A 19,764-nucleotide genomic window follows, 5' to 3' on the forward strand; every position below is an offset into this window, starting at 1 on the left:
GCGTCTATGAGCTCCAAGGAAAACGCCGCCATCAACCAGCTGTTCGAAAAGCTGGAATGCCGTTATGCACTCCGCGTCCTGTGGGCTTTGCGCGACGGACACCCACAGACCTTCCGCTTGCTGCAGGACAGCGTGGGGGGCATCACCCCCAACACGCTGAACACCCGTATCAAGGAACTGCGCGAATGTGGCCTGCTGGAGCACGGCAGCGACGGTTACACCGTCACCACCCAGGGCCATGACCTGCTCAAGCGCCTCAGCGATGTGCAGGCTTTTGCCACACGCTGGGCAGCCGCGCGCGCCAAGAAGTAAGCTGTCGCACCTTTCGCATCTGGCGCACCGAAGGTGCGTACAGGTATGCATCAGGCCCGGGGCATGCCCTGCAGGCCTGATTTCTTTATTGACGATCTCCAAGGACACCCCATGGCCCTGACCACCACCGCCTCTGGCCTGCAGTATGAAGACACCGTTGTGGGCGAAGGCGCCGAAGCCATCAGCGGCGCTGACGTCAAAGTGCACTACACCGGCTGGCTTTACAACAATGGCGAACAAGGCGCCAAGTTCGACTCCAGCAAGGACCGCCGCGAGCCGTTCGAGTTCTCCCTGGACGAAGGCATGGTCATCCGCGGCTGGGATGAAGGCGTGCAAGGCATGAAGGTGGGCGGCAAGCGCACCCTGATCATCCCCGCAGAACTCGGCTACGGCGAGCGCGGCGCCGGCGGTGTGATTCCTCCCAATGCCACCCTGAAGTTCGACGTGGAGCTGCTGTCCACCAAGGCCGCACCGGTGCTCCAGATCGAAGACACGGTTGTGGGTGACGGTGCCGAAGCCACACGCGGCAAGCGCGTGACGGTGCACTACACCGGCTGGCTCTACAACAATGGCGAACAAGGCGCCAAGTTCGACTCCAGCCTGGACCGCAACGACCCCTTCGTCTTCCAGCTGGGTGCCGGCATGGTCATCAAGGGCTGGGACAAGGGCGTGCAAGGCATGAAGGTGGGCGGCAAGCGCACCCTGATCATCCCCTCGGAAATGGGCTATGGCGCCCGTGGCGCGGGTGGCGTGATCCCTCCCCATGCCACGCTGCGCTTCGAAGTGGAACTGCTGGCGGTCTGACCCCGCCCGGCCCGGATCGCACCAGGCGGTCCAGACAAGAAAAGGCGCCCTCAGGCGCCTTTTTTGCATCCTGGCGCCCAAGCTACCACGATGCACGCGAAGGCGGCACAGTCTTCTCCTGCACATCGCCAAACAACACCAGCTCCAGCACTGCGGCCCGTGCGGACCCCACGGCATCACGGATCCGCGGCACCAGCGACGCCAGCTGCTGGTAGTCGGTGGCGGACTCAATGGCCAGCAGCAGACGCAAGCCCCGCAGTCCCAGCCCCGTGGTCAGCTGCCGCGCCCAGCGGTAGCCTTCCACATACCGCGCATGCTCCAGCGCCAGGCTGGCCGTGCGCTCATCCATGGCGGGGGCCGCCGTTTCCTGCTGCGTCCCGGCCCGCAGCCACCCCAGTTCCAGCAAGGTACGCACATCCTCGGACGTCGCCCCCAGACCAGCCGTGGCGCCCAATACCTGGCCCATGCTGCGCTGCCCGTCACACAGCATGAAGACGGTGTGCATGCTGGGCGTGAACAACGCATCCTGTACGGCCAGGGCCTGCCGGCCGCTTGAAGTGGGAACCAAGATCATGCTGCCCTCCTGGGATGGTGCTCATGAAACCAAGCACTTGCGGCATCCGCCACGGGATGCGCAGTGACTGGCATGCAGCTTCCCACGCCCGCCCCCCTTTCGCAAAGGGACAATGCAGCAGGTGTTGCGGCACATCAAATCCCGCGTGCCGGCAGTTCCGACCACCGGCCCACCCGCGCCGTCTCACAAGGGTCCGTAGGGGCGCGGTACGGGTGCGCGGGTACGCGTCAGCCAACTCACACCCCATGCCAGCAGCAGCCCGGCCGGCACGCCGAACACCCCGGCCGAGACGGGCTGGATGCCGAACCACAGCCCATCGGCCAGCAGCACATGGGGCAGCCACGCCTTCACCAGCGACGCGTGCGAAAGCATGTAGTACAGCGCCACCACCAGCCCGCCCAGCATGCCTGCCAAGGCGCCCTGGCGGGTGGTGCCGCGCCAGAAAATGCCCAGCACCATCACCGGCACAAAGGCCGAGGCGGCCAGCGAGAACGAGGCCGTCACCATGGGCAGGATGTCCGAAGAACGCCGGCCAGCCACAAACGCCGCCGCCAGCGCTACCGCCAGCAGCGCGAACTTGGACAGGATCACCCGCTGCTCCGGCACCATGCGCCGCGGCCGGGCATGGAAATACAGGTCCCGCACCAGCGCATTGCTGATGGCCAGCAGCAAGCCGTCGGCCGTGGACAGCGCCGCCGCCAGCCCCCCGGCGGCCACCAGCCCCGACACAACAAACGGCAGTCCCGCAATCTCCGGCGTGGCCAGCATGATCAGATCCGCACCCAGACGGATTTCGCCAAACTGCACGCGGCCATCGCCATTCATGTCTTCCACCGACAGCAGCGATGCGTCCACCCGCGCCCATTGCCCCATCCAGGCCGGCAATTCATCGAACCGCACGCCCACCAGGTTGTTCATCACCTCGTACTTCACCAGCGCCGCCAGCGCCGGCGCAGTCAGGTACAGCAGACCGATAAAAAACAGGGTCCACGCCACCGAGGTGCGTGCTCCCGACACCGACGGCGCCGTGTAGTAGCGGGTCAGCAGATGCGGCAGGCCGGCCGTACCCACCATCAGACAGAACATCAGGGCCAGAAAGTTGATGCGTGCATCCTGGTATTCCGCCTGCTGCGCCGGCGTGCCGTCCGGGTCGCCGGTAAACGGCTGGCTGTGCCGCGGCAGGCCGCCCAGCGGCTTGGCGCGTTCCAGGTTCTCCGCCACCTCCCGCGTCCAGCGCTCCCGGGCCTGGTCCGCATCGCGCGGCAAGGCGGCGTACTCGCGGCTGGCCATCACGATGTCGCTCAACTCCCCGCGCTCGGCCCGCAGAATGCGCAGGCGTTCCGCCAGCTGCGCGCGCTCCAGATCCAGCGACTGGGGCAGCGCCGCCAGCTTGCGCTGCAGCAACTCGGCACGGCGCAGGTAGGCATCCTGCACCTCCTGCTCAGCCGACGATTCCAGCAACTGCTCTTCCAGCACCGCAATCTTGCCCAACTGTGCGCCGTAGGCGACGGCCGCCACCGGGTTGCCCAGCTGCTTGTAGGCCAGCCAGGACACCGGAATCAGGAACGCCAGCAAGATCACCACATACTGCGCCACCTGGGTCCAGGTGATGGCCCGCATGCCGCCCAGAAAGGAGCACAGCAGCACCCCGCCCAGGCCCAGCATGATGCCGATCTCGAACTGCACCCCCGTCAGCCGCGACGCAATCAGGCCCACACCATAGATCTGCGCCACCACATAGGTGAAGGAGCAGACCACAGTGGCCAGCGCCGCCAGAATGCGCGGCCAGCGCCCGCCAAAACGCACCTGGAAGAAGTCCGGCACCGTGTACAGCCGCATGGCGCGCAGATGGGGGGCAATCAGCATGGCCACCAGGCAAAAGCCGCCCGTCCAGCCCAGCAGATAGGCCAGGCCGCCGGGTTGCCCCGGGGTCCCGCCAAAGCCCTGCAGGTACAGCGCACCCGACAGGCTGATGAAGGAGGCGGCGCTCATCCAGTCGGCCGCAGCCGCCATGCCGTTGTACATGGGCGGAATGCGCCGCCCGGCCACGTAATAGTCTTCCGGGTTGCTGGTGCGGGCGTAGACGCCGATGCCCGCGTACACCATCACCGTGGTGAACAGGAAGATGGGGCCGATCCAGTGCCGTGCCAGGCCCTGCTCCTCGGCCCAGACCATGGTGCCCAGAAATGCCAGCACCCCCAGCACATACAGCGCCAGCATGCGGTGCAGGCGCCAAAGATAGCTGGAGGGAATGGTGGTGGAGGCGAAGTCGGAATTACTGGGGCCGGCCATGGCGTGCCGCCTGGGCGCGGCGGCGCGCAGCGTCATTGCGTTCAAACTGATCCATGGCGACACAGTAAACGAGCACCAGGACAATGAACATCAGGACTGCCCCTTGGGCGGCCATCCAATACCCCAGCGGCCAGCCTTCGGCCCAGGCCTGCAACTCGCGCGCGTAGAAGCAGGCCCCAAACGACACCACCACCCAGACCGCCAGCAACAATGCCTTGAGCCACAGGTGGTGGATATCGTGCAGGTCGGGGGCAAAAGTGCCCCCGCCGGCGACCGGTGCTTCATGCGGAAGATCGTCCCGATTCACAAAGCACCTGTGCTGTGCAAGCCTCAGCTTGCCAGACGTTGCCAGGTTGCCACCACGCTGTCAGGGTTCAGCGAGATGGAGGCAATGCCCTGGTCCGCCAGCCACTTGGCGAAGTCGGGGTGGTCCGAAGGGCCCTGGCCGCAGATGCCCACGTACTTGTTCTGTGCCAGGCAGGCCTGGATGGCGCGCTCCAGCATCTTCTTGACGGCGGGGTCGCGCTCGTCGAAGTCGGCAGCCAGCAGTTCCAGACCGGAATCGCGGTCCAGACCCAGGGTCAGCTGGGTCAGGTCGTTGGAGCCGATCGAGAAGCCATCGAAGTATTCCAGGAACTCGTCGGCCAGGATGGCGTTCGAGGGCACTTCACACATCATGATCAGCTGCAGGCCGTTCTCGCCGCGCTTCAGGCCGTTTTCCGCCAGCAGCTCGGTCACGCGCTTGGCCTGGCCCAGCGTGCGCACGAAGGGGATCATGACCTTGACATTGGTCAGGCCCATGTCTTCACGCACACGGCGCAGGGCTTCGCATTCCATGCGGAAGGCTTCGCCGAAATCGGCCGAGATGTAGCGCGCAGCACCGCGGAAGCCCAACATCGGGTTTTCTTCCTCGGGTTCGTAGCGGCTGCCACCGATCAGCTTGCGGTACTCGTTGGACTTGAAGTCCGACATGCGCACGATCACGGGCTTGGGGTAGAAAGCCGCAGCGATCGTGGCCACGCCTTCGGCCACCTTGTCCACATAGAAGGCACGGGGCGATGCATGGCCACGGGCCACGGATTCCACGGCCTTCTTCAGGTCGGAGTCCACCGCGGGGTAGTCCAGGATGGCCTTGGGGTGCACACCGATGTTGTTGTTGATGATGAATTCCAGGCGGGCCAGACCCACGCCTTCGTTGGGCAGCTGGGCAAAGTCGAAGGCCAGCTGGGGGTTGCCCACGTTCATCATGATCTTGGTCTTGATCTCGGGCATGGCGCCACGGGTGACTTCGGTCACTTCCGTCTCGATCAGGCCGTCATAGATCTTGCCGGTATCGCCTTCGGCGCAGGACACGGTCACCAGGGTGCCGTTCTTCAGCAGCTCGGTGGCGTCACCGCAGCCCACCACGGCAGGGATACCCAGTTCACGCGCAATGATGGCGGCGTGGCAGGTACGGCCACCGCGGTTGGTGACGATGGCGGCGGCCTTCTTCATCACCGGCTCCCAGTTGGGGTCGGTCATGTCGGTCACCAGCACGTCACCGGCCTGCACCTGGTCCATCTGCGAGATGTCGGACACCAGACGCACCGGGCCGGTACCGATCTTCTGACCGATGGCGCGGCCTTCGGCCAGCACCGTACCGGTACCCTTGAGCTTGTAGCGCAGCTCGGCCTGGCCCTTGGCCTGGCTCTTCACGGTCTCGGGACGGGCCTGCAGGATGTACAGCTTGCCGTCGGTACCGTCCTTGCCCCACTCGATGTCCATGGGACGGCCGTAGTGCTGCTCGATCACCAGCGCGTACTTGGCCAGTTCCTGCACGTCGGCGTCGGTCAGCGAGTAGCGGTTGCGCAGCTCGGTGGCCACATCGGTGGTCATGACCAGCTTGCCGGACGCGGCCTTCTCTTCAGCGGAAGAGAACACCATCTGGATCAGCTTGGAGCCCAGATTGCGGCGGATCAGCGCGTTCTTGCCGGCCTGGAGCATGGGCTTGTGCACGTAGAACTCGTCGGGGTTCACGGCGCCTTGCACCACGGTTTCGCCCAGGCCATAGCTGGAAGTGATGAACACCACTTCTTCAAAGCCGGATTCGGTGTCGATGGTGAACATCACACCGGCAGCGCCCAGGTCGGAGCGCACCATGCGTTGCACGCCGGCGGAAAGTGCCACCACGTCGTGGGCAAAGCCCTTGTGCACGCGGTAGGAGATGGCGCGGTCGTTGTACAGCGACGCGAACACTTCCTTCATCTTGTGCAGCACGTCTTCGATGCCCATCACGTTCAGGAAGGTTTCTTGCTGACCAGCAAACGATGCATCGGGCAGGTCTTCTGCCGTGGCAGAGGAACGCACAGCGAACGAAGCGGCTTCGTTGCCGCCTTGCAGCGTGATGAAAGCGGCGCGGATGGCGGCTTCCAGATCGGCCGGGAAGGGTTGGTTCTCGACCAGGGCGCGGATTTCGGCGCCCACGGCGGCCAGGGCGCGGACATCGTCCACATCCAGAGCGGCCAGCTTGGCGGAAATCTTGTCGGCCAGGCCTTCATAGGCCAGGAAGTTGCGGAAGGCGTGGGCCGTGGTGGCGAAGCCGGTAGGCACGCGCACGCCCTGGGGCAGCTGGGAAATCATCTCGCCCAGCGAGGCGTTCTTGCCGCCGACGACTTCAACGTCGCTCATGCGCAGGTTTTCGAACGGAACGACCAGCGCGGTCGCCTCAAAACGTTCAGACATGGGAAGCTCCAAAGTTAAAAAACCGGCTCAGCCCAGGCCCTGCTTTTCAGGCCTGCAGCCATCCCCCCACATCTGGCAGAACACACTTGGGTGTTCTGGATGTTGGCGTTCTGCTTGTGTGGGGATGAAATTGGGAATAATGGGCGCCATTGTAGGCCTGCCGCGCAAAGTCCATGGCAATGGCGGGCTGTTCATTTTTTGACCACTGTTAGCTGCCCATGCATACGCGCACCATTTTTGTCGTCTCGGACGGCACCGGCATCACGGCCGAAACCTTTGGCTCGGCCTTGATGACGCAGTTCAACGTCAAGCCGCGCCTGGTGCGCATTCCGTTTGTGGATACGGCAGACAAGGCCCACCAGGCCGTCCGTCAGATCAACCACACCGCCGAGATCGAGGGCAAGAAGCCCATCGTCTTCACCACCGTGGTCCACCCCGAGGTGCAGCAGGTGATCCAGAGCAGCTGCAAGGGCATGCTGCTGGACATGTTCGGCACCTTTGTCCAGCCGCTGGAAGACGAACTGGGCGAGAAGTCCATGCACCGCGTGGGCCGCTTCTCGGACGTGAGCCACAGCAAGGAATACTTTGACCGCATGGAGGCCATTAACTACACGCTGGCCCACGATGACGGCCAGAGCAACCGCGATCTGGCCGGCGCCGATGTGATCCTGGTGGGCGTGAGCCGCTCCGGCAAGACCCCGACCAGCCTCTATCTGGCCATGCAGTTCGGTCTGAAAGTGGGCAACTACCCGCTGATCCCCGAAGACTTCGACCGCCGCCAGCTGCCCCCGGCACTGGAACCCCAGCGCAAGAAACTGTTCGGCCTGACCATTGATCCGGGCCGTCTGTCGTCTATCCGCAACGAACGCCGTCCGGACTCCAAGTACGCCAGCCTCGAAAACTGCCGCCATGAAGTGGCCGAAGCCGAAGCCATGATGCGCCGCAGCGGCATCAAGTGGCTGTCCACCACCACCAAGTCGATCGAGGAGATCGCCACCACCATCCTGCAGGAAGTGCTGCCCGAGCGCCTGGGCCACTACTGATCTACTGATCCGGCGCCGGCGGCAACTGCAGCTGGGGAAGCACCGGCAGGGCTTCAAGCAGATAGTCCACCAGCGCCCGGACCTTGGCCGGCACATACTGCCGGTCGCGAAAGCAGGCGAAAAAGTCCAGCGGCTCCTCCTCGAACTGCAGGCCAGGGTCCCCGACCCGGGTTTCGGGCATGGGAAGATGCACCAGCCGGCCCTGGCGCACCTGCTCATGCACCAGAAAGAAGCCGGCCCAGGTGATGCCGGCGCCGGCCTCCGCCATCGCCACCAGCACATCGATGTCATTGGCGATGGCCGCAATATGCAGCGGCGGATCGGCGCGCTGGCCGCCACTGCTGAAAGGCCAGCGCATCAGCCGCCCATCCACCTCCCGCCGGTACAGCAGGCAGCGGTGCTGCAGCAAATCCTCCGCCGTGCGCGGCACGCCGTGGGCCTGCAGATAGGCCGGTGCGGCATACAGCCTGCGTGGCACCGCCACCAGATGCCGCACCGCCATGCCCGGCTCCAGCACATCGCGGTAGCGCAAGCTGACGTCCACATCCTCTTTGAGCACATCCACCTGCCGGTCCACATTCAGCAGCTCCAGCGCCAGCTTGGGATGGCGCGCGGCAAAGGCCGGCAGCAGCGGTGCCAGTACATGGCGGCCAAAGGCGGCCATGCAGGCAATGCGCAGCCGGCCCTGCAACTCGCCGTGCAGCAGCGACAGATCGGACTGGGCTTTTTCCAGCTCGCCCAGCACCGGCGCCACACGCGCCAGGTAGCGCTCTCCCGCTTCGGTCAACGCAATCTGCCGGGTCGTGCGGGTCAACAGCCGCACGCCCAGCTCGCGCTCCAGCCGCGCAATGTTCTGACTGGCTGCGGCCGGCGTCATGCCCAGCTGGCGGGCAGCCGAGGCGATGGAGCCCCCTTCCAGCGCTTTGACGAAGGTTTCGATGGCGCGCAGATTCGGCATGTTTGGTAAGCGATGGTTTTTTGGATTCGTAAATTTATCTTATGAGTCTAGCAAGCTGGCCGCATCTACCGTTGCCTGCCGGCGCTGCGTACAGTCCCCCTTCGCCCATGGCCCCCATGGTTGTGGCCCCTCCCCTTACCGATTGCATTTCCGACTTTGATGACCCCTCCAACCTCGCCCCCCGCCGCACGCGCCCGCCGCAAGCTCCCCCGCCCCTACGCCCCTGTGGTGTTTGCCTTTTACATGTCGGCCATCATGGCCATGCTGATGTGCGCGGCCATCGTCGGCATCAACAGCGGCCTGAGCGATGGCTATGTGCAGCGCGTGCTCGGCGCCTATGTGTTTGCCATGCCCATCGCCTTTGGCTGCGTGCTGCTGGTGCGCCCGCTGGTGGTCCGCCTGGTGGCAGCCACCGTCGATCTGTAAACCGCTGCGGGCGTCAGCGCTGCATGTGTTCTGCCGTTGGTATCCACCCACGCCCCTGGGCCGGCCCAGGGAGACAGTTTGGCCTCAACACCCCGATCTTCGGCGGGCCAGACCCCTGGTCACCAGGCCGGGGCCGGAAGACGCCCGGGACCGCACGCCCTGGCTCCCCTGCTGGCATTCCCGCCTGCTTCCAGCGCTACCCAAGCGCAGCCGCAAGGCTTGGGCGGCCTTTTCGCGGTCCATTCCCTCACACCGCGCCTGATGCCACCGGCGCATCCATCCCTGGCAACTGCGCGCAGTGCGCACCGGCGATGAACTGGGGCGTACCGTCGCGCGCAGTCTGCATCTCACCGTGAATGCGCCATACGCGGGCGATGGTCGGCAAGGTCAGCACGGCATGCACCGGCCCCAGCAGCGCCGCCTCGCCCTGACCGGGCAGCAGCAGCACCTCGTCGGCATAGCGCAGCGCCAGGTTCAGGTCGTGCAGCACCACGATCACGCCCAGGCCATCGCAGCTGGAGCGCTCGCGCACCAGGGCCATGGCATGGTGCTGGTGCTGCAGGTCCAGCGCGGCCGTGGGTTCATCCAGCAGCAGCCAGCGGCTGCCGGACTGCGCCTGCCCCTCCGGCGGGATCTGCGCCAGCGCCCGCGCCAGCTGCACCCGGGCACGCTCCCCGCCCGACAGCGAGGCCAGCGCGCGCTGCGCCAGGCCCGCCACGCCGGTGGCCTGCATGCAGTGCTGCACGATGGCCGCCTCGTCCGGCGCGGGGTGCTGGCGGTGGGGGTAACGCCCCATTTCCACCACCTCCTGCACGGTGAAGGCAAACGCCAGCTGCGTGTCCTGGTGCATCACTGCCATGCGCCGCGCGCGCTGGGCAGCGGGTAGCTGGGCCAGCGACGCACCATCCCACAACACCTGCCCCTGGCGCGGCGACTGCGTACCGCACAGCGCCGCCAGCAAGGTGGACTTGCCCGCGCCGTTCGGCCCCAGGATGGCCGTCACCCGGCTGGGCCGCAGCTGCGCGTCCACCCGGGCCAGCAGCGGGCCCTGGCGGTATGCGGTCAGCCGAATGTCCTGGCAGTGCAGGCTGCCGTCGTCCATGCCCTGCACCGGGCCGTGTTCCCCGGTCGTCACCACTGTCACAGCCCGCTCCTGAATTGCCGCAGCATCCACAAAAACAGCGGCACGCCGATGAATGCCGTCAGCACGCCCAGCGGCATCTCCGCCGGCTGCACCACGGTACGTGCCAGCGCATCCGCCCCCACCACCAGCGCAGCGCCCAGCAAGGCCGAGCACGGCAGCACCACCCGGTGGTCCGGCCCGGCAATCAGGCGCACACCGTGCGGCGCCACCAGACCGATGAAGCCGATGATGCCGGTGGCCGATGTCACGGCCCCCACGGCCAGCGCGGTGACCACCACGATCCAGCGCTTGCAGCGCTCCACCGGCACACCCAGCAACTGGGCCTGCGCCTCGCCCAGGGCCAGTGCATTCAGCGGCCGCGCCAGCCGCAACGCGGCGGCGTTGCACACCAGCACCACGCTGCCCACCAGAACGACCGTGGACCAGCGCGACTGGCCCAGGCTGCCCATCAGCCACAGCTGCAGATTGCGCAGCTGTTCGTCGCTGGACACATAGCTCAGATAGCCCAGCCCGGCCCCCGCCAGCGCATTGACGGCAATGCCGGCCAGCAGCATCAGTCCCACGCGCGTACCACCCTGGGTCTGGGCCAGCAGGTAGATCAGCACCGTCACGCCCATGCCGCCGCCAAACGCGGCCAGCGCCAGCGCCCAGCTGCCCAGGCCGACCTGCAGGCCCGGCAGCCAGGCCTGACCCAGCACAATGGTGAAAGCCGCCGCCAGGGCGGCACCGCTGCTCACGCCAATCAGACCCGGGTCCGCCAGCGGATTGCGAAACAAGCCCTGCATCAGGGCGCCCGCCAGACCCAGACCGGCCCCGGCCACCACGCCCAGCAGCAAGCGCGGCAGGCGGATGTGCAGAAACACCAGCTCCTGCGCCCCAGCCCCTTGCTGGCCCCCTTGCCCGGTCACCCCCTGGCCCAGCACCTGCAGCAGCTGCGTCGGCGCAATCGCGTAGGCCCCTTGGGCGCTGGCCCACAGCAGCACCAGCAGGGCCAGCAGCGCCATGGTGCCCAGGGCCGTCGCCGGCGCCAGCCGCCCGTTGGACAGCCGCCAGGGCCGGCGCCAGGCACTGGCACGGCGCGGCGCCGGCACGGCACTCATCTGCACCGCCATTTACACCACCCGCTGCATCTGTTCATGCAACTGGCGCACTGCCGACGGCAGACGCGGGCCAAAGCCCAGCAGGTGGTTGGCCTCCATGGCCACCAGGGCGCGCCGGCCATAGGCCGGCGTCAGTGCCAGTTCGGGACGCTTCCAGAAAGCGTCGATCCCGCCCATGGCCTCCAGACCCTGCGTGGTGGTCACGATCAGCTGGGGCGCGACGGCCGCCATGGCCTCGGCCGTCAGCGCACGGTAGCCTTTGAATGCCTGCACCGCATTCGAAGCGCCCGCCATGGTCAGCAGCGCATGGGCTGCCGTGCCGCTGCCCGCCACCTGGGGCGTGCCGCTGTGCGCCAGGATGAACAGCGCACGCGGCTTGCTGCGGGCGCGGGCCACGTCGGCCTGCACCGCCTGCCACTGCTGCTGCAGCTGCTGGGCCAGGGCTTCGGCCTCGGCCTGCTTGCCGGTGGCGCGGCCCGCCATGCGCAGCTTGGCCATGACTTCGGCCCAGTCGTGCGTGGCCTGCACGGTCTCCACCTGCACGCCGGCGGCGCGCAGCTGGTCCAGCACGATGGCCGGGCCGGCTTCCCCCGCACCGATCACGGCATCGGGTCGCAGCGACAGCACACCTTCGGCCGACAACTGGCGCAGATAGCCCACCTTGGGCGTGCGCGTGGCGGCGTCCGGGTAGAGGCTGGTGGTGTCGGTGGCCACCAGCATGTTTTCGGCGCCCAGGGCGTACACCGCCTCGGTGACGGCGCCCCCCAGGCTGATGATGCGCCGCGACGCACCGGCAGCCGCAGCCGCTTTGGGCGTAGCAGGCTGGGCCCAGCTGGCAGCCCCGGTCCAGCCCATGGCGGCGACCGCCGCCAGCCGCTGCAGCGCGGCTCTGCGTGCACACCCCTTCATCACAGGCGCTCCAGGGTTTCGGCCAGGTCGCGCCAGGCGGTCAGCTCGGGCTGTCCTGGCTTGCGCACCCCGAAGAACATGGCCACCACCTCGCCGGTGTCGTCGAACACTTCCACCGACGTCACCACGCCGTCGCTCGTGGGCTTGCGCACCAGCCAGGCACTGACCACGCGGTCGGTGCGCACATGCAGATTGAAGCCGGCATCCAGCACATTGATCCACTGGGCCGCGCCGGGTGTGGCCAGGGGCTTGATGTTGTTCACCGGACCGGAGTGGATCTGGATGCAGCCTTTGCTGCCCGCAAACACCATGATGGGCGTGGACGCAGCGGCCGCGCGCTGCAGCAGCTCGGTCACCACGCCGGTGGCCAGGGGCTCGCAGAACTCACCTTGCGTCAGGCGAAAGCTCTGCTGGCGTTCGCTGCCGAATTTCTTGAGCATGCCGAAGAACTCGTGCGTGTCCTGCATGGCGGCCCAGGCCGTGCGCAGGCCGGCCACGTCGATGCTGCTGTCGGGCGCCACCGCCGGCTGCGCGGCGCGCGGCTGGAAGGTGTGCTGCGCACCGGCGTCGGCAAAGCGTGCCACCAGGGCATTCCAGGCATCCAGGTCGCTGGCGGGGCGTGCATAGACCTTGTGCACCGCCACGCCCGTGCTGTCGAAAAACTGCAGGCTGTGGGCCAGCACACCGCCGCGCCCGGGTTCGGTGACCGCATAGCCGGCATGCCAGTGCATGAAGAACAGGCGCAGGTCGATGTCGGGGTTGACGCACAGGCCGATGGGGCCTTCCTGCGTCAGATTGCGGTAGATGCCGTCCTTTTCATGCACCACGGTTTCGTTGCGCGTCAGCGCCATCACTGGGCCGCAGGCTTCCAGCGCCTGCAGGATGGCCAGCCATTGGCCGCCGACCAGCGGCGTGGATTGCAGCGACCGGTCATGGGTACCGGTGTGGGCCTGTACCACCGCGCCTTCGCTCAGGCCCAGGGCCTCGGCAGCGTCCTTGGCACGCAGGCCGGCAGCGCGCTGGGTCGCAAAGCCTTCGCGCACCGTGGCGGGGTTGGTCGGGGAAGAAGTATTCAGGTGTTCCATCGTGGCGTTATTCATTGCAAAGTCTCCAAAGGGGCGTGCCACAGCACGTCCGGGGTCTGGGTGGGGCTGGCGGCAGCGGGCATGTGCATGGCGGCAGCCGCCGCCGCATCGGCCTGGCTGCGCAGATCGCTGCGCATTTCGTTGAGGTGGGCTTCGGCGTAATGGGCGGCCGCCGCCGTCCAGCGGGTGCGCAAGCGCAGCAGCAGCGCCTGCATGTCGCAGGACAGCTGTGGCCCCTGCATGCTGTGCACCAGGGCACTGAGCTGGTCGGCCACCTTGGCGGCAATGGGCCCTTTGTGCGCCGGGCAGCAGCCATGGGCGAAGCCGGTCATCAGGGCCAGCGTGGCGGCCAGCACCGCTTCCTGTTCGGAAAGCAGGTATTCCTCATCCTGGTTGGCGCTGGCGGTCTCGGGGTGCGAATGCGAGTGGGCGTTGTGCGACATGCTGGCTCCAGTGGTGCTTCGTCAAAAAAGCCTGGGCCAGTGCAGCAAGCACTGGCCCAGGCGGTTGTGGTTTTAGAAGTCGGCGACCAGCGAGACACGCACATTGCGGCCCGGCTGGCTGTAGGCGTCGATGGCGGCGCGCTCGGTGGCCGTGGTCACACCGCGCACATCCGACCAGTTCCAGTACTTGCGGTCCGTCAGGTTGAACAGGCCCAGGTTCAGGCGCAGGCCTTTGCGCAGTTCTACCTGCGTGGTCAGATCCAGCACGGTGAAGGACGGCGTCATGAACAGCGCGCTGCTGCTGGTGGACACATCGCTTTGCTTCTTCGCAGCGTGGTGCGTGGCCGCCAGCTCCCAGTTCCAGTGCGCAGCCTTCTGGCCTACGCCCAGCTTGACCTGCCAGGGCGAGATGCTTTCCAAACCCTGGCCATCGGCGCCCGTGCCCTTGGTGTAGCCGTAGCCACCGCGCAGGTTCCAGACACCGCCCCAGGACTGGCCCAGCTCCGCCCTGGCCTTGAGCTCGATCCCCTTGATCGTTGCCCGGGCCTGGTTGCGCGACTGCTGCAAGGTGACCACCGGGGAAGTGCCGACGGAGCCCGCATTGGCATAGCGCTCGATGAAATTGCGGTACTTGCCGTAGAAGGCCGCAGCCTCCCACTGGAAGGCGCCTTCGGCGTCGCGTATGCCCAGGTCGAAGTTGTTGCTGGTTTCGGCCTTCAGATTCGGGTTGGGCAGGATGTAATAGCCATAGAACGGGGTGATGTTGCCGAAGAAGTTGTTCAGCTCGCCTGCCGTGGGGGCACGAAAGCCCCGCGCATAGTTGGCGAACAGCTGCACGCCACCGCCCATGCGCACCTGACCGCCCAGCTGCGGCAGCCAGGCATCAAAGCGTTTGGACACGGCCGTGGCCCCCGAGGCGCCCATGCTGATGCTGCCGGCATCGGCATCCACGTCCACCGATTCGTAACGCAGGCCCGGCTTGAGGGTGAAGCGGCCCAGCTCGATGCTGTCCTGCACAAAAGCCCCCCAGCGCGTGGTGGTGGTGTCCGGCCCCTTGGGCACGGCCGTAGTCACGCCCCGGTCGGCGGACAGGCTCTGGGTTTCGTTGTCCAGGCGGTTCACATCCAGGCCGTAGTGCAGCGCATGGCGGCCCAGTTGCTTGCGCGCCTGCAGACCGGCCTGCAGCATGCGTTCGTCATAGCTGTGGTCGCGCACGCGCAGGCCCTGGGTGGTGGTATCCACATCCAGCTTCTGGGTGGAACTGCTGTCCTGCCAGGCGAGATAACCCGTCAACAGATCGGCTGCGGCCGCATTCAGGCGGAAATCGGACTTGAGCGAGACGCGGTTGCGCGTGCTCTCGTTGTCGTCGGTGTGGCTCTTGGTCGTGCCGTTGGCAAAATCATGCAGGTTGTTGACATGCGTGGTCTGGCTGCGGCGCTCGACCGTGAGCATATGGCTCTGGTCGGCATTGGGCTGGTAGAACAGCTTGGCCAGTACCGAGTTGCGGCGGATGTCCTCGGGATTGGCCCGGGTGCGCTTGAGGCCTGTGCCCCCCACGCGGCCCATGGTTTCGGTCTCGTCGCTCCAGTCGCCGTTGAGCGCAAACAGCCACTGCAGCTGGTCCGAGGCCTTGCCCGCCAGCACGGCGCCGGCGGTCAGCCCCTGGCTTTCGCTGCGCCAGCCCAGCAGCGCTCGGCCAGCCAGCGTCTTGCCGTCCAGCAGCAGGTCCGAGGGCGACAGCGTGCGCAGATTGACCGCACCGGCAATGCCACCGGCAGGCATGGACACGGGCGACACCCCTTTGTGCACTTCGATGGACGACAGCGTCAGCGGATCCACATAGTCGCGGCCAAAGCTGTGGCTGTTCATGAAGCTGTCTGCCTCGGGCTGGGGAATACCGTCCACCAGCATCTGCACGCGGTTGCCACCCAGGCCGCGAATCTCGAAGCCGGTATTGCCTTCTCGCCCTGTGGTGCCCGAAATGCCGGTCCCCCGCGCTGGCTGGCGCGGCACTTCCACGTTGACCATGTCACGGGTGGCATCGCGGATGTCCAGCACCTGCTGGCGCTCCATCTCCGCACGGTTCAGCAGCTCGGTGGCATACGGGGTCTGCGCCGGGTCCAGTGCATCGGCCTGCTGGGCCGGGGCGGCCACCGTGGTTTCGGGCAATGCCGCCGCGGGCGCATCGGCGGCCATGGCAGACCCTCCCCACACACAGGCCAACACGGCCGCTTGGGCCACCGGACGCATTCCTGCCCACAGCTGGGTCATAGCTTGTTCTCTCTTCCTGAAGTTCTGGTACTGCACCAAAGGGTTTGGGGCTGGCGAACCTGGGCCGAGAGTTCAGCAAAGCGAACGGCTTGGGGTGGCTGGCAATCCTTCAATTATATGAGAATAATTCTCATTAGCATGGCATACACCGGCAGGGTGTGTGTTTTCTGCACCAGTGGTCTGGTGGGGTGGATCGCAGTGCCCGGCAAGGACATGCCTGCGGCCAGACCCCGGCACGCATGGGGCTTGATGCCCATGCCACTGCAAGGGCAAAAGTGATGGGCGGCGGACGCTTGTGCGCTCGCAGCGCCCGGTCCAGGGATCTCAGGGTTGCGGCTGGCGCATCCATTGCGTGATGCGCTGCACCGCCATGCGCTCCATGCCGATAAAGCCATGCCAGTGCAAGGCATGGCACACGCCGCCCGTGGGGTGGGCGCCGCCATCGACCAATTGCAGCTGTTTGACCGGCGCCTGGGTGAAGCGCGCCAACACCCCCGGCATGGCGCTGGGCGTGCACAGGGGACAGGCATCCCTGGCATGCTGCACCAGCAGCACCGGCACATGGATGGCAGCCAGATCCAGGCTGGGCAGCGCGCCCGGCTCCGCCGGGGCCACGATGCTGGAAGTCAGCACCACACCGGCCAGCCCTGCATCCGGCATGCGGCTGGCAGCGGCCGCCACCGATGTCGTGCCCCGGCTGGTACCCACCAGCCACACCGGCAGGCTGCTGTGGGTACGCACGGCCTGCAGCACTTGGCGAATGTCCTGCAGATGCTCGGCGCCCATGCGGTCCTGGGGCGCCAGCTCCTGCCCATTCGCCCGGCCGAAGATGGCCACGTTCAGGCCCTGCTCCCGGAATTCGGCTGCCGAGCGCACCAGAAAATTTTTGCTGCTGGGCCGGTTCTGCTGCAGCTTGCCAAAACCGCCCACGCCCCCCGGAAACAGCAGCACCGTGGCCCAGGCATTCGGTGCCACTTCCCAGTACACGGTGGTGCGCACACCGTCACGGGTGGGCAGCGACCAGACGGTCCCGGATGCGGGGGCAGTCAGCGCTGCAGCCGGTGCCGCAGTGACAGCCGTTGCGGCAGGCGGCCGCTCCGCCTCTGCGGCGTGTGCCTGGGCCAAGACCGCCCCCAAGGCCATCCCGGCCCACACCACCGCACGCGCCCACAGGCCCGCTGCACTTTCACGTTGCGACTTGCGCATGGCCGACTCCTGCATTGCACAAGGGCCGCCCCCTGCTGCAGGGTCAGCATAGCCTGCAGGGTCACCGCAAGGCAATGTGCGCGGCAGCGCCCTGCCATGGCCCGTGCCGGAAAAAGAAAAGGACTGCCGGGGCAGTCCTTCGGTTGCGGTTCAAAGCACTCTGCTGCGCTTGCAGCGGGTGCCGACTGCGGAGGCGGGCCTGGGCTTCTCCCCAGGCTCCGCCCATCAATGGCGGATCAGGTGGTCAAACGCGGACAGCGCAGCCGTGGCCCCGGCACCAGCAGCAATGATGATCTGCTTGTACGGCACGTTGGTGCAGTCACCGGCCGCCAGCACGCCAGGCACATTGGTCTCGCCCTTGGCATTGATCTCGACCTCGCCAAAACGCGTCAGGTTCACCGTGCCCTTGAGCCAATCGGTGTTGGGCAGCAGGCCGATCTGCACAAAGATGCCTTCCAGCGCCACCGTCTTGATCTCATCGGTGGTGCGATCCTTGTAGGTGATGCCGGTCACCTTCTTGCCATCGCCATTCACCTCGGTGGTCTGGGCGTTCAGGATCACCGTCACATTGGGCAGCGAAGCCAGCTTCTTTTGCAGCACGGCATCGGCCTTCAGCTCGGCGGCAAATTCCAGCACGGTGACGCTCTTGACGATGCCGGCCAGGTCGATGGCCGCTTCCACGCCGGAGTTGCCACCGCCAATCACGGCCACATCCTTGCCCTTGAACAGCGGACCGTCGCAGTGCGGGCAGAACGTCACACCCTTGGTGCGGTACTGCTCTTCACCGGGCACGTTCATATTGCGCCAGCGGGCACCGGTGGACAGGATCACGGTCTTGGCCTTCAGGCTGGCACCGGATTCGGTCTGCACCTCGATCAGGCCGCCTTCGGTGGCTGCCGGAATCAGCTTAGCCGCACGCTGCTGGCTCATGATGTCCACTTCGTAGTCACGGATGTGGGCTTCCAGCGCCGCCGCCAGCTTGGGACCGTCGGTCTTGCTCACCGAGATGAAGTTCTCGATGTCCACCGTGTCCAGCACCTGACCACCCACGCGCTCGGCAGCGATGCCGGTGCGAATGCCCTTGCGGGCGGCGTAGATGGCCGCTGCTGCGCCGGCAGGGCCTGCGCCCACCACCAGCACGTCGAACGCGTCCTTGGCGGAAATCTGGGCCGCCGCACGGGCCACCGCACCGGTGTCCACCTTGGCAACGATCTCTGCCAGTTCCATGCGGCCCTGGCCAAAGCGTTCACCGTTGACGAACACGGTGGGCACGCCCATCACTTCGCGTTCCTTGACCTCGTCCTGGAACAGGCCGCCGTCGATGGCGGTGTGCGTGATCTGGGGGTTCAGCGCCGACATCAGGTTCAGCGCCTGCACCACGTCCGGGCAGTTGTGGCAGGACAGCGAGTAGTAGGTCTCGAAGTGCAGCGGCACATTGATGGCCTTGATCTGCTCCAGCAGATCCGCCGATTCCTTGGAGGGATGGCCGCCCACGTGCAGCAGGGCCAGCACGAAGGACGTGAATTCATGGCCCAGGGGCACGCCGGCAAAGCGCACACCGGTTTCCACGCCGGGGTTGTTGATGGCAAACGAAGGCTTGCGCACCGCCAGATCGTTGTTTTCGACCACGGTGATCTTGTCGCTCAGCGCCACCAGATCGGCCAACAGAGACTTGACTTCACCGGCGGCCTTGCTGTCATCCAGGGTTGCGACGATCTCGAGCGGCTTTTGCAAGCGCTCCAGATAGGCCTTGAGTTGGGTTTTGAGGTTGGCGTCCAGCATATTAGTCAAATCCTATTAATTATTTATTTCGATAGCCTGTGTTTGCTTGGTGGAAAAAAAGCCCGGTCAGGCCCGGGCTTTTTTCTGCGGGCAAAGGCTTAGATCTTGCCGACCAGGTCCAGGGAAGGAGCCAGGGTAGCTTCGCCTTCCTTCCACTTGGCGGGGCAGACTTCACCGGGGTGGGCCGCCACGTACTGGGCAGCCTTGACCTTGCGCAGCAGGTCTTCTGCGTCGCGGCCGATGCCTTCGGCGGTGATTTCCATGGCCTGGATCACGCCTTGGGGGTCAATGATGAAGGTGGCACGGTCTGCCAGGCCTTCGCCTTCGCGCAGGCAGTCGAAGTTCTGGCTGATTTGCCAGGTGGGGTCGCCCAGCATGGTGTACTGGATCTTGGCGATGGTGTCCGACGTGTCGTGCCATGCCTTGTGCACGAAGTGGGTGTCGGTGGAGACGGAATAGACTTCCACGCCCAGCTTCTGCAGTTCAGCGTAGTGGTCGGCCACGTCACCCAGTTCGGTGGGGCACACGAAGGTGAAGTCGGCGGGGTAGAAGAAGAACACGGCCCACTTGCCCAGGACGTCCTTTTCGGTCACTTCGATGAACTTGCCGCCCTTGTAGGCTTGTGCGGTGAAGGGCTTGATCTTGCTGTTGAGCACGGACATTGTGTTGTTTCCTTTCAGTGAATCGGAGGTAC

18 protein-coding genes and 1 pseudogene are annotated in these 19,764 nt (G+C 66.0%); 5 read left to right on the plus strand and 14 right to left on the minus strand.

The window, feature by feature from the left end; all coding sequences use genetic code 11:
• Positions 1–6: 6 nt before the first annotated feature.
• The 3 genes and pseudogenes from KW830_RS06915 to KW830_RS21285 all read left to right on the plus strand — a co-directional run bounded on the left by KW830_RS06915 (position 7) and on the right by KW830_RS21285 (position 1,116).
• Positions 7–312, plus strand: coding sequence for a helix-turn-helix domain-containing protein (locus KW830_RS06915; RefSeq protein ID WP_066539105.1), 306 nt, complete (start codon positions 7–9; stop codon positions 310–312).
• Between the two features lie 111 nt (positions 313–423).
• A pseudogene (locus tag KW830_RS21280) lies at positions 424–771 on the plus strand (FKBP-type peptidyl-prolyl cis-trans isomerase); the annotation flags it as partial.
• On the plus strand, positions 763–1,116 hold the full coding sequence (locus KW830_RS21285; RefSeq protein ID WP_225608792.1) for an FKBP-type peptidyl-prolyl cis-trans isomerase: 354 nt from the start codon (positions 763–765) through the stop codon (positions 1,114–1,116). The pseudogene KW830_RS21280 and the gene KW830_RS21285, both read left to right, overlap by 9 nt.
• 82 nt (positions 1,117–1,198) lie before the next feature.
• On the opposite strand, the gene KW830_RS06925 is transcribed toward KW830_RS21285, so the two are convergent.
• The 4 genes from KW830_RS06925 to ppsA all read right to left on the minus strand — a co-directional run bounded on the left by KW830_RS06925 (position 1,199) and on the right by ppsA (position 6,703).
• Positions 1,199–1,690 carry a hypothetical protein gene (locus KW830_RS06925; protein ID WP_066539109.1) on the minus strand — a complete coding sequence of 164 codons (492 nt, stop codon included), beginning with the start codon at positions 1,688–1,690 and terminating at the stop codon, positions 1,199–1,201.
• Between the two features lie 183 nt (positions 1,691–1,873).
• Positions 1,874–3,982: a VC_2705 family sodium/solute symporter gene (locus KW830_RS06930; RefSeq protein ID WP_066539504.1), complete on the minus strand. Its 2,109-nt coding sequence runs from the start codon at positions 3,980–3,982 to the stop codon at positions 1,874–1,876.
• A complete protein-coding gene (locus KW830_RS06935) occupies positions 3,966–4,289 on the minus strand; it encodes a DUF4212 domain-containing protein (protein ID WP_066539111.1) in 324 nt (107 codons plus the stop codon). The genes KW830_RS06930 and KW830_RS06935 overlap by 17 nt, the downstream gene beginning before the upstream one ends.
• 23 nt (positions 4,290–4,312) lie before the next feature.
• Positions 4,313–6,703 (minus strand): phosphoenolpyruvate synthase, encoded by a 2,391-nt coding sequence (gene ppsA, locus KW830_RS06940; protein ID WP_218332671.1) that lies wholly within the window; start codon positions 6,701–6,703, stop codon positions 4,313–4,315.
• Between the two features lie 218 nt (positions 6,704–6,921).
• On the opposite strand from ppsA, the gene KW830_RS06945 reads away from it, so the two are divergent.
• A complete protein-coding gene (locus KW830_RS06945; RefSeq protein ID WP_066539119.1) occupies positions 6,922–7,746 on the plus strand; it encodes a pyruvate, water dikinase regulatory protein in 825 nt (274 codons plus the stop codon).
• A gap of 1 nt (position 7,747) precedes the next feature.
• Here the strand turns inward: KW830_RS06945 and KW830_RS06950 are convergent, their stop codons facing one another.
• Positions 7,748–8,704 (minus strand): LysR family transcriptional regulator, encoded by a 957-nt coding sequence (locus tag KW830_RS06950; protein WP_218332672.1) that lies wholly within the window; start codon positions 8,702–8,704, stop codon positions 7,748–7,750.
• A gap of 159 nt (positions 8,705–8,863) precedes the next feature.
• Between KW830_RS06950 and KW830_RS06955 the strand changes: the two genes are divergently transcribed.
• Positions 8,864–9,130, plus strand: a complete 267-nt coding sequence (locus KW830_RS06955) for a DUF2798 domain-containing protein (protein ID WP_066539124.1) — start codon at positions 8,864–8,866, stop codon at positions 9,128–9,130.
• 247 nt (positions 9,131–9,377) lie between these two features.
• On the opposite strand, the gene KW830_RS06960 is transcribed toward KW830_RS06955, so the two are convergent.
• From KW830_RS06960 to ahpC, 9 genes are all read right to left on the minus strand, one after another.
• A complete protein-coding gene (locus tag KW830_RS06960; RefSeq protein ID WP_370626101.1) occupies positions 9,378–10,274 on the minus strand; it encodes a heme ABC transporter ATP-binding protein in 897 nt (298 codons plus the stop codon).
• Positions 10,271–11,374 (minus strand): FecCD family ABC transporter permease, encoded by a 1,104-nt coding sequence (locus tag KW830_RS06965; protein ID WP_370626102.1) that lies wholly within the window; start codon positions 11,372–11,374, stop codon positions 10,271–10,273. Before KW830_RS06965 ends, KW830_RS06960 begins: the two co-directional genes overlap by 4 nt.
• Positions 11,375–11,386: 12 nt before the next feature.
• Positions 11,387–12,283 carry a hemin ABC transporter substrate-binding protein gene (locus tag KW830_RS06970; protein ID WP_370510817.1) on the minus strand — a complete coding sequence of 299 codons (897 nt, stop codon included), beginning with the start codon at positions 12,281–12,283 and terminating at the stop codon, positions 11,387–11,389.
• Complete coding sequence (locus tag KW830_RS06975) at positions 12,283–13,383, minus strand: hemin-degrading factor (RefSeq protein ID WP_255578195.1); 1,101 nt, start codon at positions 13,381–13,383, stop codon at positions 12,283–12,285. The genes KW830_RS06970 and KW830_RS06975 overlap by 1 nt, the downstream gene beginning before the upstream one ends.
• Positions 13,380–13,811, minus strand: a complete 432-nt coding sequence (locus KW830_RS06980; protein ID WP_218332674.1) for a hypothetical protein — start codon at positions 13,809–13,811, stop codon at positions 13,380–13,382. Before KW830_RS06980 ends, KW830_RS06975 begins: the two co-directional genes overlap by 4 nt.
• A gap of 72 nt (positions 13,812–13,883) precedes the next feature.
• Positions 13,884–16,082, minus strand: a complete 2,199-nt coding sequence (locus tag KW830_RS06985; protein WP_218332675.1) for a TonB-dependent hemoglobin/transferrin/lactoferrin family receptor — start codon at positions 16,080–16,082, stop codon at positions 13,884–13,886.
• Positions 16,083–16,406: 324 nt separating this feature from the next.
• Positions 16,407–17,288, minus strand: a complete 882-nt coding sequence (locus KW830_RS06990) for an alpha/beta hydrolase (RefSeq protein ID WP_255578196.1) — start codon at positions 17,286–17,288, stop codon at positions 16,407–16,409.
• A gap of 225 nt (positions 17,289–17,513) precedes the next feature.
• Positions 17,514–19,070 carry an alkyl hydroperoxide reductase subunit F gene (gene ahpF, locus KW830_RS06995; protein WP_218332676.1) on the minus strand — a complete coding sequence of 519 codons (1,557 nt, stop codon included), beginning with the start codon at positions 19,068–19,070 and terminating at the stop codon, positions 17,514–17,516.
• Between the two features lie 98 nt (positions 19,071–19,168).
• Entirely contained in the window at positions 19,169–19,732 is a 564-nt protein-coding gene (gene ahpC, locus KW830_RS07000; protein ID WP_066539131.1) for an alkyl hydroperoxide reductase subunit C, read from the minus strand.
• Positions 19,733–19,764 lie beyond the last annotated feature (32 nt).

This window comes from Comamonas sp. CMM03, from assembly GCF_019218715.1.
In the GTDB taxonomy this organism is placed as follows: Bacteria; Pseudomonadota; Gammaproteobacteria; order Burkholderiales; family Burkholderiaceae_C; genus Comamonas; species Comamonas terrigena.